Origin of the sequence: Arthrobacter ruber (assembly GCF_002954225.1) — a bacterium.
GTDB lineage: Bacteria > Actinomycetota > Actinomycetes > Actinomycetales > Micrococcaceae > Arthrobacter_D > Arthrobacter_D ruber.
Genome location: NZ_PPTH01000018.1, coordinates 385,918 through 401,354 on the forward strand (window position 1 = coordinate 385,918; position 15,437 = coordinate 401,354).

13 protein-coding genes and 2 tRNA genes are annotated in these 15,437 nt (G+C 69.1%); 5 read left to right on the top strand and 10 right to left on the bottom strand.

Annotation, left to right across the window (positions count from 1 at the left end; genetic code table 11):
- Nucleotides 1-229 precede the first annotated feature (229 nt).
- The gene (locus CI785_RS15670; protein WP_105033000.1) at nucleotides 230-505 is read left to right on the top strand and encodes a hypothetical protein; all 276 of its coding nucleotides are present in this window, start codon (nucleotides 230-232) and stop codon (nucleotides 503-505) included.
- Nucleotides 506-692: 187 nt separating this feature from the next.
- Here the strand turns inward: CI785_RS15670 and CI785_RS15675 are convergent, their stop codons facing one another.
- The 8 genes from CI785_RS15675 to CI785_RS15710 form a co-directional block, all read right to left on the bottom strand.
- The gene (locus tag CI785_RS15675) at nucleotides 693-938 is read right to left on the bottom strand and encodes a helix-turn-helix domain-containing protein (RefSeq protein ID WP_105033001.1); all 246 of its coding nucleotides are present in this window, start codon (nucleotides 936-938) and stop codon (nucleotides 693-695) included.
- Nucleotides 939-1,092: 154 nt separating this feature from the next.
- Nucleotides 1,093-1,166: transfer RNA gene (locus CI785_RS15680), tRNA-Met, on the bottom strand.
- A 54-nt stretch (nucleotides 1,167-1,220) separates the two neighbouring features.
- A tRNA-Thr gene (locus tag CI785_RS15685) sits at nucleotides 1,221-1,292 on the bottom strand.
- Nucleotides 1,293-1,419: 127 nt separating this feature from the next.
- Nucleotides 1,420-3,336: a DEAD/DEAH box helicase gene (locus tag CI785_RS15690; protein WP_240615239.1), complete on the bottom strand. Its 1,917-nt coding sequence runs from the start codon at nucleotides 3,334-3,336 to the stop codon at nucleotides 1,420-1,422.
- A gap of 328 nt (nucleotides 3,337-3,664) precedes the next feature.
- Nucleotides 3,665-4,330 carry an MOSC domain-containing protein gene (locus tag CI785_RS15695; protein WP_105033003.1) on the bottom strand — a complete coding sequence of 222 codons (666 nt, stop codon included), beginning with the start codon at nucleotides 4,328-4,330 and terminating at the stop codon, nucleotides 3,665-3,667.
- A gap of 43 nt (nucleotides 4,331-4,373) precedes the next feature.
- Nucleotides 4,374-5,048 carry a response regulator gene (locus tag CI785_RS15700; RefSeq protein ID WP_105033004.1) on the bottom strand — a complete coding sequence of 225 codons (675 nt, stop codon included), beginning with the start codon at nucleotides 5,046-5,048 and terminating at the stop codon, nucleotides 4,374-4,376.
- A complete protein-coding gene (locus tag CI785_RS15705; RefSeq protein WP_105033005.1) occupies nucleotides 5,045-6,649 on the bottom strand; it encodes an ATP-binding protein in 1,605 nt (534 codons plus the stop codon). The genes CI785_RS15700 and CI785_RS15705 overlap by 4 nt, the downstream gene beginning before the upstream one ends.
- Entirely contained in the window at nucleotides 6,649-8,004 is a 1,356-nt protein-coding gene (locus CI785_RS15710; protein ID WP_105033006.1) for a glycosyltransferase 87 family protein, read from the bottom strand. Before CI785_RS15710 ends, CI785_RS15705 begins: the two co-directional genes overlap by 1 nt.
- A gap of 147 nt (nucleotides 8,005-8,151) precedes the next feature.
- Here CI785_RS15710 and CI785_RS15715 point away from each other — a divergent pair, with 147 nt between their 5' ends.
- From CI785_RS15715 to CI785_RS15725, 3 genes are all read left to right on the top strand, one after another.
- The gene (locus tag CI785_RS15715) at nucleotides 8,152-9,357 is read left to right on the top strand and encodes an amidohydrolase (protein ID WP_105033007.1); all 1,206 of its coding nucleotides are present in this window, start codon (nucleotides 8,152-8,154) and stop codon (nucleotides 9,355-9,357) included.
- Between the two features lie 9 nt (nucleotides 9,358-9,366).
- Nucleotides 9,367-9,783 (top strand): hypothetical protein, encoded by a 417-nt coding sequence (locus CI785_RS15720; RefSeq protein WP_105033008.1) that lies wholly within the window; start codon nucleotides 9,367-9,369, stop codon nucleotides 9,781-9,783.
- A 169-nt stretch (nucleotides 9,784-9,952) separates the two neighbouring features.
- A complete protein-coding gene (locus tag CI785_RS15725) occupies nucleotides 9,953-11,509 on the top strand; it encodes a sulfatase-like hydrolase/transferase (RefSeq protein ID WP_240615240.1) in 1,557 nt (518 codons plus the stop codon).
- A gap of 51 nt (nucleotides 11,510-11,560) precedes the next feature.
- Here CI785_RS15725 and CI785_RS15730 read toward each other — a convergent pair whose 3' ends face one another.
- A complete protein-coding gene (locus tag CI785_RS15730) occupies nucleotides 11,561-12,721 on the bottom strand; it encodes a cystathionine gamma-synthase (protein ID WP_105033010.1) in 1,161 nt (386 codons plus the stop codon).
- A gap of 24 nt (nucleotides 12,722-12,745) precedes the next feature.
- Nucleotides 12,746-14,122 (bottom strand): cystathionine beta-synthase, encoded by a 1,377-nt coding sequence (locus tag CI785_RS15735; RefSeq protein WP_105033011.1) that lies wholly within the window; start codon nucleotides 14,120-14,122, stop codon nucleotides 12,746-12,748.
- A gap of 123 nt (nucleotides 14,123-14,245) precedes the next feature.
- On the opposite strand from CI785_RS15735, the gene CI785_RS15740 reads away from it, so the two are divergent.
- Entirely contained in the window at nucleotides 14,246-15,409 is a 1,164-nt protein-coding gene (locus CI785_RS15740) for an SLC13 family permease (protein ID WP_240615241.1), read from the top strand.
- Nucleotides 15,410-15,437: the final 28 nt, after the last annotated feature.

Genomic DNA, 15,437 nt, shown 5'->3' on the forward strand with positions numbered 1-15,437 from the left:
GACCTCAGTTCCCCGGCTTTGCTTGCCGGCACGTGTCCACTGTCCCGGCGTCAAGGATTCCCCGGTCCCGATGCGCGGGTGTTTACCAGCGTCGGCGGCGGCACTACCTTGGGGGCATCCGGGTGAGCCCAGTCCATCCGCTCAGCACTGCAAACGGACTCTCCTGGTATCTGTCCGAACCGGTCACAGCGCCCGCCCTCAGGTGGAGCGTGCAAGGAAGGAAACCACCATGGCACAGAACCTGAATCAACCCGTCACCGACGACAGCATCAAGGTCCGCCAACTCAGCCACTACCAATTCAGCTGGGTAGCCGGCGACCCGGGCCAGCCCGGCTCCTGGACCCTGCAACTGGTCCTCGACCAGGGAGCATGGGAGGAAGTTCTCACCATCGACGCCGATGATGCAGACAACCTCCAGGACCTGCTCTCCACCGCCGAGACCGTGTACTACGACGTGCAACGCCGAACCCTGATGTTCGGCACCACTGAAGCCGGCCACCACTAGTCAGAGACGTTCACGGAATGCGGACTGCTAGCGAGAGGGACATGCTCTGACAGGGGAAGGGGCGGACCCAGCGCCCCTTCCCTTCCCGCACCACTTCCCGGTCGCAGGCCTCAGCAGGCACTAGGAGGCCCGCCTGGATCCCGTATCTCCTCCGCTTCGGCCGCCAGTTCCTGGAGCTGCAGATCGATTACGGCTCAAGCTCGCCCTTCTCGACATCGGTGCGAGCCTTGGCGTAGGCGCTGGCGATGTAGCCCTCGAGCTTGAAGCGTTCGATGCGCCACTGGCCGCGGCCGCCGATCTGGATAGCCGGCAGGTCCCCTGACTGGATAAGTCCGCGGATGGTGTTGTGCTTTGTGTTCAGCTCATCAGCGACCTGCTGCAGGGTGAGGAACCGCAGCGGCCTGGGCTGCTCCTCGACGGGGTGGTCTGTCATGTACCCAGCATCCCAGCTCCCGGACACCGCATCGCGTATTGGCGAGGAAACGAGCGAAGGCGGATCTCGCGCCTCAGGGTTTCCGAAGTGCCGTTCGATCGAGTGAGATACAAGAAGACCCCCGGAATCTCGCGGATTCCGGGGGTCTTTGCTGTAGCGGTGGTGGGACTCGATCCCACGACCTCACGATTATGAGTCGTGCGCTCTAACCAGCTGAGCTACACCGCCCTAAATGAGGTTGCCCGCACCGATCCTAGGATCGTCACGGGCCCCTCATTCATGAGCCCCCCACCGGAATCGATCCGGTGACCTCGTTCTTACCAAGAACGCGCTCTACCACTGAGCTAGGGGGGCAACAGCAAGAAACTTTACCAGTACCCTGCCGCTGGTGCGAAATCGACAGCCGCCCCGGAGGACGGACCCCTGATCCCGCGTCGGACCCGTGCGGGGCACGGGTCCGACGGGGTTGGTCAGCTAGGTCCTACCACTGCTCGGACTGGGCGCTGGAACGTCCCGAGCCGGCTCCGGCACCCTTGCCCTGGCGGGGCTTGCGGTTCGCCTCGCCCGAGAACCGGGTGTCGCCGTCGCGCTTCGGGAAATCCTTCTTGAAGGGCTTCTTGAACTCGCCCGCACCGCGGTTGCCTGCGGGCTTGCGGCCCTTGTCGAGCTCGAGGTGGATGAGCTCGCCACCGATGCGCGTCTTGGACAGCGCACGCAGCTGGTCCTTGGAGAGGTCAGCCGGCAGCTCCACCAGGCTGTGGTCCGCACGGATGTCGATGCCGCCGATCTGCGCGGACGAGATACCGCCCTCGTTCGCGATGGCACCGACGATCGAGCCCGGCATCACGCGCTGGCGACGACCCACCGCGATGCGGTAGGTGGCGTTGCCCTCGGTGAGAGTGCGCGTGGGGCCACGCGACCCGAACGCGTCCTTGCGGCCCTCGGAGCGCTCACGCTGCCCGGCGGGCGCCACAGGGATGTCCTGCACGAGGATCGGCTGGCCACCCTGCGCCATGACGGCCAGTGCAGCAGCGATCTCCGCAGCGGGCACGTCGTGCTCCTGCTCGTAGTTCGCGATCAGTTCGCGGAACAGGGACACGTCCTCCGTGGCGAGCGTCTGCGTGATCTTCTCCGCGAACTTGCCGAGGCGCAGCTCATTGATCGTTGCCGTGGAGGGCAGCTGCATCTGCTCGACGGGCTGGCGCGTGGCCTTCTCGATCGAACGCAGCAGGTACTTCTCGCGCGGCGTGATGAAGAGGATCGCGTCGCCCGAACGGCCCGCACGGCCCGTGCGGCCGATGCGGTGCACGTAGGACTCGGTGTCGTGCGGGATGTCGTAGTTCACGACGAGCGAGATGCGCTCCACATCGAGGCCACGGGCGGCGACGTCCGTGGCGACGAGGATGTCGATCTTGCCTTCACGCAGGGCCTCGACGGTGCGCTCACGCTGCTGCTGGGGGATGTCTCCGTTGATGGCTGCAGCCGAGAAGCCCCGTGAACGCAACTTGTCCGCCAGGTCTTCGGTAGCCATCTTGGTGCGGACGAAGGCGATGATGCCGTCGTAGTCCTCCACCTCGAGGATGCGGGTCATCGCGTCCAGCTTGTGCGGGCCCATGACCTGCAGGTAGCGCTGGCGCGTGTTGGTGCCCGTCGTGGTCTTGCCCTTGACCGAGATCTCGGCCGGATCGTTCAGGTACTTCTTGGCGATGCGGCGGATGGCGGGGGGCATGGTCGCGGAGAACAGTGCAACCTGCTTCTCCGCCGGCGTCGAGGAGAGGATCTTCTCGACATCCTCGGCGAAGCCCATGCGCAGCATCTCGTCGGCCTCGTCGAGCACCACGTACTCGAGGTTGGAGAGATCCAGTGATCCCTTCTCGATGTGGTCGATCACGCGGCCGGGGGTGCCCACGACGACCTGCGCACCGCGGCGCAGCCCGGTGAGCTGGGGACCGTAGGGCGATCCACCGTAGACGGGCAGGACGGTGAAGCCCTCCATGTGCTTGGCGTAGGACGTGAAGGCCTCGGCCACCTGCAGTGCGAGCTCACGGGTTGGTGCGAGCACCAGGACCTGCGTGTTCTTGCTGGGGCCGCCGTTGACGTCGGCGAGCTCGGCCATCTTCGACAGCGCGGGGATGGCGAACGCGGCGGTCTTGCCGGTACCGGTCTGCGCGAGGCCGACGACGTCCCGGCCCTCGAGCAGCGCGGGGATCGTGGCGGCCTGGATGGGCGAGGGCGTCTCGTAACCGACGTCGGACAGGGCCGCGAGGACGCGGCCGTCGAGGTTCAGGTCGGTGAAGCGGACGGTGACGGCGTCGTCGGACTCGACGGCGGGAACCGCTGCGGTCGACTCGGCGTCAGGAGTGATGTCGGTGGTGTTCTCGGACAGGTTTTCAGGCACGGGAAGAGTCCTCCAGGTAGGTGCCGGACGGCCTGGCGGGAGACCGCAGGGCCGAATGAACATAGAAATCCGGCACTGTTTCAATCCCGCGGCAGGACTTCCTGTCACACCTGCTCGCTGCTCTCTCAGCAGTGATGTGTGACTTTTCTTCTAGCCGGCGCTCCCTGATGAATCTGCTCGCGAGTCTGCGCTCCGAGCCCCAACACAACCAATCCGGCCCAAGGGGCGGACGTAAAGGGAATACCGGTGTGGGGGATGGAACAAGTCTACGGCACACCCGCTCCATCCGCGGACGGGGGACGACCACGGACAGGTGATGTTCGGCACGTCAGGCCGAAGGGGCCACCTGCGACGTCCTCAGCCCCTGCAGGGCCGCCTTGCGCACCTGCGGGGTGAGGGCGAAGTGTCCCGCGGCCGCGGCATCGAGCAGGATACGGGCCTGTTCCTCGTCGAGGCCCCCGTACACCTGGGCAGCCGTGATGCCGTGGGCGGGGACGACGACCCGGCGGATGGCATCGCCCGCCGTGATGCTGCCCTTCGTCACGACACTGAGGTACGTGCCCACGCGGTTGGCCTCGGCGAAGCGCCGGACCCATGACCGCTCCCCCAGGTACCGCGCGAAATTCACGCAGGGGGTACGCGGCATGGTCACCTCGAGCACCACCTGCTCACCGACGGCCCAGCGCTCACCGATCACGGCCCGGGAGGCGTCGATCCCTGCCACCCGGAGGTTCTCCCCGAAGAGGCCCGGCCGGACGTCGCGTCCCAGTTCGCGGGCCCAGAAATCGGCGTCGTCCTGCGCATAGGCGTAAAGGGCCTTCGTGGCACCGCCGTGGTGCTTGCGGCTGGCCTGGATGTCGCCGGTGAGCCCCAGCGGATGCACGTTCACCGGGCCCTGGATCGGGCGCTTGTCGATGGCCGTCACGCCGGTGGCGTCCTTCGTGGGCAGCAACTCGTGCACGCGACAGACTGCCAGGAGGGTGCCAGTGGTCATGGCGACCATCCTATGCGGCGTCGCGCGCTCCCGGTCCGCCCTGTCACGGTTCGAAGCGGTAGCCCATACCGCTCTCAGTGACGAAGTAGCGGGGAGCGCCCGGGTCGCGCTCGAGCTTCTTGCGCAGCTGCGCCATGTAGACGCGGAGGTACTGCACGTCCTTGGCGTAGGCGGGCCCCCACACGTCCAGCAGCAGTTGCTGCTGCGAGACGAGCCTGCCCGGGTGCGCGATCAGCCGGTCGACGATCTTCCACTCGGTGGGCGTCAGCCGGACGTCCTTCCCGTCCCTGACCACGCGCCGCGCCCCGGCGTCGAGGGTGAAGTCGGGGGTCTCGATGACGGGCGCATCGGCCTCGACGGCGGCCCGCCGTGCTGCCGCCCGGAGCCGCGCCAGCAGTTCGTCGAGGCCGAAGGGCTTCGTCACGTAGTCGTCGGCGCCGGCGTCGAGGGCCTCCACCTTGTCCTGTGACCCGTGCCGGGCCGACAGCACGATGATGTGCACCTGGGACCAGCCACGGATCCGGCGGATGACCTCCACGCCGTCGAGGTCGGGCAGCCCCAGGTCCAGCACGATGATGTCCGGATGGTGCTCGGACGCCGCCGCCAGGGCGGTCTCGCCGTCGACCGCCGCCACGCACTGGTAGCCGTAGGCGCGCAGGTTGATCTCGAGCGCGCGGAGGAGCTGCGGTTCGTCGTCGACCACCAGGACGCGGGTCACTGGCCGGCTCCCGTCGAGATGGGCAGGCGGATCACGAGGGTCAGGCCGCCGCCCGGCGTCTGCTCGGCGTCGAGCACTCCGCCCATTACCTCGGTGAACCCCTTGGCCACGGCCAGGCCGAGCCCTACACCGGCTCCCGATGGGGCGTCGTCGAGGCGCTGGAACGGGCGGAACATGGCAGCGACGTCGTCCCTGGACACACCGTGCCCGTGGTCGATCACCCGCAGCTCGCTGGCCGGGAAACCGTTGACGAGGGCCTTGCCGGTGCCTCCGACGGACGCGGTCACCTCGATCGGCGCGTCGGGCGCGTATTTCACCGCGTTCTCCACGATGTTCGCCAGCACGCGCTCCAGCAGACCGGGATCGGCTTCGATGGCCGGCAGGTTCGGCGGGATCGTGACGCGGACGCGGTCCCCGGACACGTTCGCGAGCGCTGGCCCGACGACGTCGGACCACCGCAGCGGGCGCACGTGCGGGTTCACGGCGTCACCCGTGATGCGCGACATGTCGAGCAGGTTGTTGACCAGCGCGTCGAGCCGGTCGGAGTAGTCCTCGATGGTCGCGAGCAGCTCGTCCTCGTCCTCCTGGGAGAAGGTGACGTCCGGCGAACGGAGGCTGCTCACGGCGAGCTTGATGCCGGCCAGCGGGGTGCGGAGGTCGTGGGAGACCGAGCGCAGGATCGCCGTGCGCATGACGTTGCCCTCGACGAGCCTGCGGTTGGTCCGGGTGCTCGCGAGGAGTTCCTGGCGCTGGAGCATCGACCGCAGCTGCCCGGCGAAGGCGGTGAGCAGACCGCGATCCCGTGCCGACAGCTGGTGTCCGTACAGCGCGAGGACGAAACCGCCGTCGACCGGCTCCGTGGTCGTGGCGCCCTCCAGGGTCCAGCGGTCGGCCGGGGCCCCGGGGTGAGGACGGACGGTGCTCCCGCTGCGCGGGTGCGCGATCGCCTCCCGACCCGGCCGGGTGCTGCTGGGCGGCGGCCCGCTCTCCCCACTGAGTGGCGGCGCGTCCTCGGCGCGGACGGCGAGGGCCGTACGCTCCATCGCGCCTGCTGGTGCCGCCGGGCCGCCGGCGTCGTCGCCCACCGGTTCTGCCGGTCCGAACAGGGCCACCGCATCGACGTCGAACTGGCTCTGGACGTGGCGCAGGAAACCCTGCAGCGTGTCCTCCTCCGCCAGGGCCCCCCGCGCCAGCTCACCGAGCAACCCGGCCTCCTGCTGGGCCAGGACCGCTTCGCGCGAGCGGCGTGCCGAGAGCCCGACGACGAGCGACACCGTCACCGCGACGGCGATGAAGATCAGCACCGTGATCACGTTCTCGGGATCGGAGATCTCGAGCGAGCCGAAGGGCTCCGTGGAGGTGTAGATCAGGATGACGCTGCTCCACAGCGCTGCCAGCAGCGCGGACCAGAGCCCTCCGATCAGCGCGACGGCGATGACGCCCGCGAGCTGGAAGAGGACGTCGACGGCGAGCAGCGAGTTGCCCGCCGAGAACACTGCTGCCTCGAGCAGCAGGGGCAGGACGAGCGCGACGGCGCAGCCCGCGACGACGCGCGGTCGGCTGACGGGAGCCGCGAGGGTGCGCCGGGCCGCCGGGTCCATCAGAGGGTGCGGGGGCCGGGGACGTCAGGGTGGCGTCCGATGGCGGTCGCCCGCGTCCGCCCGACCGGCAGGGGCGCCCTGGCTCCGGCTGCTGATCCCCCCTCGACGGTCCCCGCACCGGGCCGGGCCTGCAGCGTGCGTGACAGCAGGACCCAGAAGACCGTGATCGCGAGCGCGCAGAACACTCCTGCGCTGGAGGCCATGAGCCAGCCGGTGGTCAGCTGGGAATTGAGGTCTCCGGCACCGAACAGCAGGCCGATCGTCTTCGGAGAGTAGATGAAGACCAGGAGGGTCACCACGAAGAGGGCGGCCGCCGTCGTCCGGTACGCCCGCAGCTCGGCGGGCAGCCCGCCGGCCTGGCCGGCGAGGACCGCCAGGACCACCACGATCCACACCCAGTGGTGGGACCACGAGATGGGCGAGATGAGCAGCATGAGCAGCGCCGTCATCGCGATGGGCAGGAACCGGTCCCCGCGCCGCGTCGAGGTCCGGATGATGGACGCGGTGGCCGCGACGAGCAGGAGGGAGACCACGAGCCACGGGAGGGTGGAGGGGAAATCAGGCCCCAGGAAGTGGAGGATGGCGCCGCGGACCGAGAGGTTGTCGACATAGCCCTCGCCGCCGATCCGCCCCGTGTCGCGCAGCATCTGCAGCCAGTACGTCGTCGACTCGGCCGGCAGGAGGAGGAAACCGACCGCGATGGTGCCGAAGAATCCCGCCCCCATGGTGAACAGCTGCTTCCACTCGCCGCGCACGAGGAAGTACAGACCGAAGACCAGGGGTGTCAGCTTGATGCCGGCGGCGATCCCGGTGAGCAGGCCCGTCGGCATCCTCCGGTGAGGCCCCGAGAGGAGGTCGGCGGCGATCATGGCGAAGAGCAGGATGTTGACCTGGGAGAAGGCCATCGTCTCCCGCCACGGCCCGAGCAGGCAGACCAGGCCGGTCCCTGCGACGGCCAGCGGCAGCGCCGTGGGGTGCGCCACCACGTCCCGCAGGGCACGGAAGCCGCCGAGGTACCGCATGACGAGCAGGGACGTGGCGGCCGCGATGAGCACGGACAGACCTACGAAGAGCAGGGCCCCGGTCTCGGCGCTCACGAGCGTCAGGACGGTGAACGCCAGAGCCGCGAACGGCGGATACGTGAACAGGAGCGAGCCCTTGCCCTCACCGAAGGACCGCGTGTAGAGCGAGCCGTCGCCGTCGACCACCGACTGCCCGCCCATGCGGTAGACCCGGAAATCGAGACCGATGAAGTCGGCCCAGGCGAAGGCCCAGAGGCCGAGCGCCGCGGCCACGATCACCGAGGCGACGAGGCCCAGCGCCCGGACGGTCGCCGGGTTGCTGCGCTGGCTCATACTTTCCTTCCGGAGGACGTGGTGCTCGTACCGGCCCGGTGGGGCCCCGGGAACGGCTCATCCAGTGTAGGCATGGCGCCGGGCCACCTCCCGGGTGCGCGGTATGTTGGAAATCACTCTGCCCTCCCGTGAAAGGCCCATGCACCGATGCCCTCCCCCAGCGGAACCACTCCCCCCGCGCGCGCCACAGCCATCACGAACGCGCACGTCGTCCCGATCGACGGCGAGCCGTTCGACGGCACCGTCGTCGTCGAGGACGGCCGCATCACCGCCCTCGGTGCGTCGGTCGCGGTACCCGACGGCGCCGACGTCATCGACGCGGGTGGCAAGTGGCTGCTCCCCGGCTTCGTCGACGCGCACGTCCACCTCGGCACGCACGAGGAGGGTGAGGGCGCGGCCGGCGACGACACCAACGAGATGACCGAGCCGAACACGGCCGGCGTCCGCGCGATCGACGCCATCAACCCCTACGACCCCGGGTTCGACGACGCCCTCGCCGGCGGCGTGACCACGGTCAACGTGAATCCCGGTTCCGGCAACCCGATCGGCGGCCTCGCCGTCGCCCTCCACACGCACGGACGCTACCTCGAGGAGATGGTGCTCCGCTCCCCCAGCGGCCTGAAGTCCGCCCTCGGCGAGAACCCCAAGCGCGTGTACGGTGCCAAGAACAAGATGCCGTCCACCCGCCTCGGCACGGCGCTCGTGATCCGCGAGGCGTTCATGAAGGCCCAGAACTACATGGGCAAGGCCGAGGACAACGCCCGTGATCCGCACCTCGAGGCACTCGCCATGGTGCTGCGCCGCGAGATCCCCTGGCGCCAGCACGCACACCGCGCGGACGACATCGCGACAGCCCTGCGCATCGCCGACGAGTTCGGGTACGACCTCGTCCTCGACCACGGCACAGAGGCGCACCTGCTCGGTGACGTGCTGGCGGAACGCGGGACCCCCGTGCTGATCGGCCCCCTCTTCACCACGAAGTCCAAGGTGGAGCTGCGCGGCCGCTCGATCGCCAACCCGGGCAAGCTCGCGCGGGCGGGTGTGGAGATCTCGATCATCACCGACCACCCCGTCATCCCGATCAATTTCCTGGTGCACCAGGCCACCCTGGCGATCAAGGAGGGTCTGGACCGGGAGACGGCGCTGCGCTCGATCACGATCAACCCCGCGAAGGTCCTCGGGCTCGCCGACCGCCTCGGGTCGCTCGCCGTCGGCAAGGACGCGGACCTGGTGCTGTGGAGCGGCGACCCGCTCGACGTCATGCAGCGCGCCCTGCAGGTGTGGATCAGCGGCACGGAGGTCTACTCCTACGACGTCGAGACCCGCAGCGGCACCGTCGCTCCTCGGGGCTAGGCGCCACCCTTGCCGAAGCTCCTGCCACCGCGGCCGTTCACGCTGCGCGCCGCGATCGTCCTGTGGCTCGCGGTCGCGCTGCTCCTGCTCGTCGCAGCGGGCACGTTCATCACCTCGGCCGCCGTGCAGGACCTCGACCGCGCGGGGTTCATCGGACTCGGTGCGCTCTTCGGGGCGCTCGCCGTCCTCCAGCTGCTCCTCCTGCTCCCGCTGCGGCGGGGCAGGAGGAGCGCCCGGGAGGTCCTGAGCACCATCGGCATCATCGTCGGCGTCCCGATCATCGTGCGCGGGACGCCCGGGCTGTCCCTGATCGCCGGGGCGATGCTGGTCGCGGTACTGCTCATGTGGCTGCCGCAGAGCAGCGACTACTTCCAGCTGACCCAGCCGAAGGCCAGGAAGCGCTTCCGCCTGCCGGGCGCGCGCTGACCCGCGGCTGCATCCCCGAGCCGACCCGTCGATGAACAGCCGATGGACAGCAGGTAAATTAGTGTTGAACGAGTAGCAGAGCGCTACTGGGCTCCCATGCGCCCCGGGGACGGGTCGGATGGAGAGGGTGTTCGGGGAGCACCGGGCATCGCGAACGCGAGGTGGTGCAGTGGCTGGCCGGATTCTTTCCGCGACCCGACGGGGCGGCGTCGTCCTGGGCGGCATCGTGGTCTACGTCCTGATCTGGGCGGGGCTCGCACTGCTCAGCGCCGCCATCGGCATCCGCCTCTACTGGGGTCAGATCTCCGTGAGCCAGATGCTCCTGAACCTCGTCTCCGTGGAGACCGACGGCGGGGGCGGAGCAATCGTGTGGACCGGTATCCTGGCGGTCGGCGTCGCTCCCCTGTTCCTCACCTCGGCGATCGCACTCTGGCAGCACCGGCGGCGCCGCAAGCGCCGCCTGGCCGGCGACGGCGCAGGTCCCCGTCGCTCCCCCTGGCTCATGCGCTCCGTCTCCACCGCGCTGGTGGGGGCTGTCGCCGTGGGCGGCACCACTGCCTTCGCCACCGCCGTGGGCATGAGGGACTACATCGAAGCGGCGAACTCCGAGCACGACCTCGGCGACTACTACGTGGAACCCGCCGTCACCAGCGACGAGCACCGGCGCAACCTCGTGCTGATCTACCTCGAGTCCGGCGAGGCCACCCTCGCGGACGACCAGCTCTTCGAGAAGGACGCCTTCGCCTCCCTGAAGCAGTCCACTCCGGCCGCGGAGGGCTGGCAGAGCGTGGAGGACCTCCGGCAGTACAAGGGCGGCGGCTGGACGATGGCGGGCCTCACCGCCACCCAGTGCGGCGTCCCGCTGAAGGGCACCGGCTCCTCGAGCAGCGGCGATACCACCGATGAGCTCGACGGCGGGACCGACACCTACCTCGGTGGGGCCACCTGCCTGGGCGACGTCCTGGAGACGCACGGCTACACCAGCGTCTTCCTGGGTGGCGCCAACTCCTCCTTCGCAGGGAAGGACACGTTCCTGCGCAGCCACGGCTACTCCCAGGTGAAGGGCCTCTCCGAGTGGCGCGCCGCCGGAGAGGCGGAGGAGAACTTCCGCCGCGACTGGGGCTTGAGTGACGAACGTCTCCTGGCTCACGCCAAGGACGAGATCGACCGGCTGCACGCCGGGTCGGAGCGGACCGGCCGGCCGTTCAACCTCTCCCTGCTGACGCTGGACACCCACGAGCCGGTGCACGTCTACCCCTCCTGCACCGTGGACACGCAGCAGGAGGTCACCTCCGTGTTCGCCTGCTCCCTCGCCCAGGTGGCCGGGTTCGTGGAGCACATGGAGGCGAAGGGGTACCTCGAGGACACCGCCGTGGTGATCATGGGCGACCATCTCAAGCACATGAGTGCCGGCGACGCCTTCCACGCGCAGCTCGACCACCACGACAACCGCACCATCTTCAACCGGATCCGCGTCCCGGGCGGGGACGAGGACGTCGCACTGCGCCCCGGCGTGGACCAGCTGAGCATGTACCCCACAATCCTGGAGGCCGCTGGCCTGACACTGGAGGATTCCGAGGCAGGACTGGGGGTGTCCGCCTTCGTCCCGACGGTCCCGGACGGTTCCGCCCAGGCGCTGGACCCGGTGCTGTACGACGAACTGCTGGACTCGCACTCCCCCGCGTTCTACGCGGAGGCGTGGGCGGCCGGGGCCGCCACGCAGTAGCACGACATACGAAAGGCCCCTCCCGAAGGAGGGGCCTTTCGCCGTAGGGGCCTAGCGCAGGGCCGAGAGGGCCTGCTCGAGATCCCCGATCAGGTCCTCGATGTCCTCGATGCCGACGGACAGGCGGATGAGGTTCTCCGGTACCGCCAGCTCGGTGCCCTTGACGGAGGCGTGCGTCATGTCGGACGGGTAGTTCATGAGCGACTCGATGCCGCCCAGGGATTCGGCGAGCAGGAAGACGTGCGTGGACTCGGCGACCTTCTTCGCGGCCTCGGCACCGCCCTTGAAGGTCACGGAGATCATGCCGCCGAAGTCCTTCATCTGTGCCGAGGCGAGCTCGTGGCCCGGGTGTTCCGGCAGTCCGGGGTAGTAGACGCGCTCCACCTCGTCCTGCTCCAGCAGCCAGCGCGCGATCGCCGTCGCGTTGGAGGAGTGACGGTCCATGCGGACCCCGAGGGTCTTCAGCCCGCGCGTGGTGAGCCAGGCCTCCATCGGCGCGGAGACGGCGCCCACGGCGAACTGCACGAAGCCGATCTTCTCGGCCAGTTCGTCGTCGTCCACCACCACGGCACCGCCGCTGGCGTCCGAGTGGCCGCCGATGTACTTGGTGGTCGAGTGCACGACGACGTCGGCGCCGAACGTGAGCGGCTGCTGCAGGTAGGGCGACGCGAAGGTGTTGTCGACCACGAGGAGGGCACCGGCGTCGTGCGCGAGCTGGGCCGTCGCGGCGATGTCGGTGATCTTCATCATCGGGTTCGACGGCGTCTCGACCCACACCATCTTCGTGTTGTTCGCGGCGATGGCGGCCCGGAGGGCGTCGGGGTCGGCCATGTCGACGGCGGTGTTGGTGATGCCCCACTGGGACAGGACGCGGTCGATCAGGCGGTAGGTGCCACCGTACGCGTCGTTGCCGAGGACGATGTGGTCGCCCGGCCGGAGGGCGGCCCGGATCAGGGCGTCCTCGGCGGCAAGTCCCGACGAGAAACTGTACGCATGCTTGCCGCCCTCAAGTGCGGCGAGCTGCACCTGCAGCGCGTCACGCGTCGGGTTGCCGCCACGGCCGTACTCGTAGCCGTTGCGCAGCCGGCCGATGCCGTCCTGCGCGAAGGTGGTGGTCTGGTACAGAGGCGGGATCACCGCTCCCGTGGCGGGATCGGGGGTCTGGCCGGCGTGGACGGCGCGGGTGTTGAAGCCCTGGGCGGAGTGGGTCACGATGCTCCTGGAATCCGGTGGTGGTTACTTACTCATGTATGTCAGCAAGTCGTGGTGCGTAAGAATTCCCACCGGCGAGCCGACGGACGTCACCATCAGCGTGTCGCTGTCCTGGAGGCGCTCGCGTGCCGTGGCGACGGATTCGAGCGACCCGATGAGGGGCAGCTTCGCATCCATGTGCTCGGAGATCTTGTCCGTCAGCTTCGCCTCGCCGTGGAAGATCTTCGCGGTCAGGGACCGCTCGTGCACCGAGCCCAGCACCTCTCCCAACTTCACGGGGGGTTCCTGCGACAGCACGGGGATGTTGGAGACGCCGTACTGGTCCATGATCGCGATGACGTCGCGCACGGTCTCTGCGGGGTGCGTGTGCACCAGGTCCGGCAGCGACCCGTTCTTCGTGCGCAGCACCTCGCCGACCCTGGCTTCCTCACCGCTGTCCAGGAAACCGTAGGAGCTCATCCAGTCGTCGTTGAAGATCTTGCCGAGGTAGCCGCGGCCGCCGTCGGGCAGGAGCACCACCACGACGTCGTCCTCGGTGAGGTCCTTCGCGACGCGCAGCGCGGCGACGACGGCCATGCCGCACGAGCCGCCGACCAGCAGGCCCTCCTCGCGGGCGAGGCGCCGGGTCATCTCGAAGCTCTCGGCGTCGGTGACGGCGAGGATCTCGTCGGGAACTGAAGGGTCGTAGGAGTCGGGCCACATGTCCTCGCCGACGCCCTCCACGAAGTAGGGACGCCCGGTGCCGCCCGAGTAGATGGAGCCCTCCGGATCGGCGCCGACGATGCGCACCGGGCCGCCCTCGCGGTCCGCCGAGACCTCCTTGAGGTAGCGGCCGGTACCGGTGATCGTGCCGCCGGTGCCCACGCCGGTCACGAAGTGCGTCAGCGTGCCGTCGGTGTCGTTCCAGATCTCGGGGCCGGTGGTCTCGTAGTGGCTGAGCGGGCCGTTGGGATTGGAGAACTGGTCGGGTTTGTACGCGCCGGGGATCTCCCGGACCAGTCGGTCGGACACGCCGTAGTAGGACTGGGGGCTGTCGGGTGAGACGGCGGTGGGGGTGACCACGACCTCCGCGCCGTAGGCCTTCAGGACGTTGCGCTTGTCCTCGCCCACCTTGTCCGGCACCACGAAGACGCACTTGTAGCCGCGCTGCTGGGCCACGAGGGCGAGCCCCACGCCGGTGTTGCCCGAGGTCGGTTCCACGATGGTGCCACCGGGCTTGATCCTGCCCTCGGCTTCCGCGGCGTCGATGATCTTCGCCGCGATGCGGTCCTTCACCGACCCGCCCGGATTGAGGTATTCGACTTTCGCGAGCACGGTGGCCCTGATGCCCTCGGTGACGGAGTTGAGCTTGACCAGCGGGGTGTTGCCGATCAGGTCAACGATGGAATTGGCGTATCTCATGGGTACAACGCTACCGGCTGGCACCGTGTCCTCCCGCGCCGCCGTTACGCCGTGGGACGCGGGAGGCGCTACGCCTGCCACCCCGATGATCGTGCGATACTTTCCCGCGGAACGGAGGAGCCCTTGACTCGTCGCACCGCCCTGCGTGCGGTCCTGCCGGCCCTCGCGGTGGCCTGCGTGGTCGGCGGGCTGCTGCCCGGCCCCGACCTCGCGGAGCTGTGGACCCGGATCTGGCCGATCCTGCTCTTCGTGACCGCGATGACCGTCGTCACGGACCTCCTGTTCTACGCCGGGGTCTTCGAACGGGTGATCTCGGCCTCGGCACGCCTCGCGCGCGGCCGCGTCCTCGCACTGTGGCTCGTCACGGTGCTCCTTGCCGTGTCCTGCACCGTCTTCTTCTCGCTGGACACGACGGCGGTCCTGCTCACGCCGCTCGTGGTGCTCCTCGCGCGCCGGGCGGGATTGCCGCCGTTGCCGTTCGCCATCACGATCGTGTGGCTTGCCAACACGGCGTCGCTGCTCCTCCCGGTGTCCAATCTCACCAACCTGCTCGTACAGGAGGAGCTGCAGCTGAGTCCGGCCGCGTTCGCGGGTCTGGTCCACGGACCGGCGATCGTCGGCGTCGCCCTGCCGTGCCTCGTCCTGTACCTGCTGTTCCGGCGTCAGCTCTCCGAGAGCTTCTCCCCCGCACCACCGCGCGCGGCCGAGGACCGGGTGCTGCTGCGCTGCGGCTACGCCGTCCTCGCGCTCCTCCTCCCCGCCCTGGTCAGCGGCATCCCCGTGGCCCTGAGCGCGAGCGCGGCCGCCGTCGTCCTGGCCGTCCTCTTCGCGATCCGACGGCGGGACGTGCTGACCATCCGGCTGATTCCCGTCAAACCGCTCCTGCTCGCCCTCAGCCTCTTCGTGCTCGTCACCGCAGCGCACGCGCAGGGGCTGGACGCCTTCGTCTCGCCGCTCGCCGGAGAGGGGGAGGGGTTGACGGACCTGCTGCGGCTCGCCGCCGTCGGTGCGGCCGGCGCCAACGCAGTGAACAATCTTCCGGCCTACCTCGCCCTGGAACCGGTGGCCGGGTCCCCGCTGCGCCTCGCAGCGCTGCTGATCGGGGTGAACCTCGCGCCGCTCGTCACGCCGTGGGGCTCGCTCGCGACGCTGCTCTGGGCCGAACGGCTCCGCTCGCTCGGCATCACCATCCGGTGGGTGCCGTTCGCCGTGGCCGGGTTGCTGGTCACCGCCGTGGTGCTGCCGGCGGCCGTGGTCGTGCTGTGGGTGCTGGGAGCGGGAGCCTAGGCTGGAACGACATGCCGCCCGTCGACGA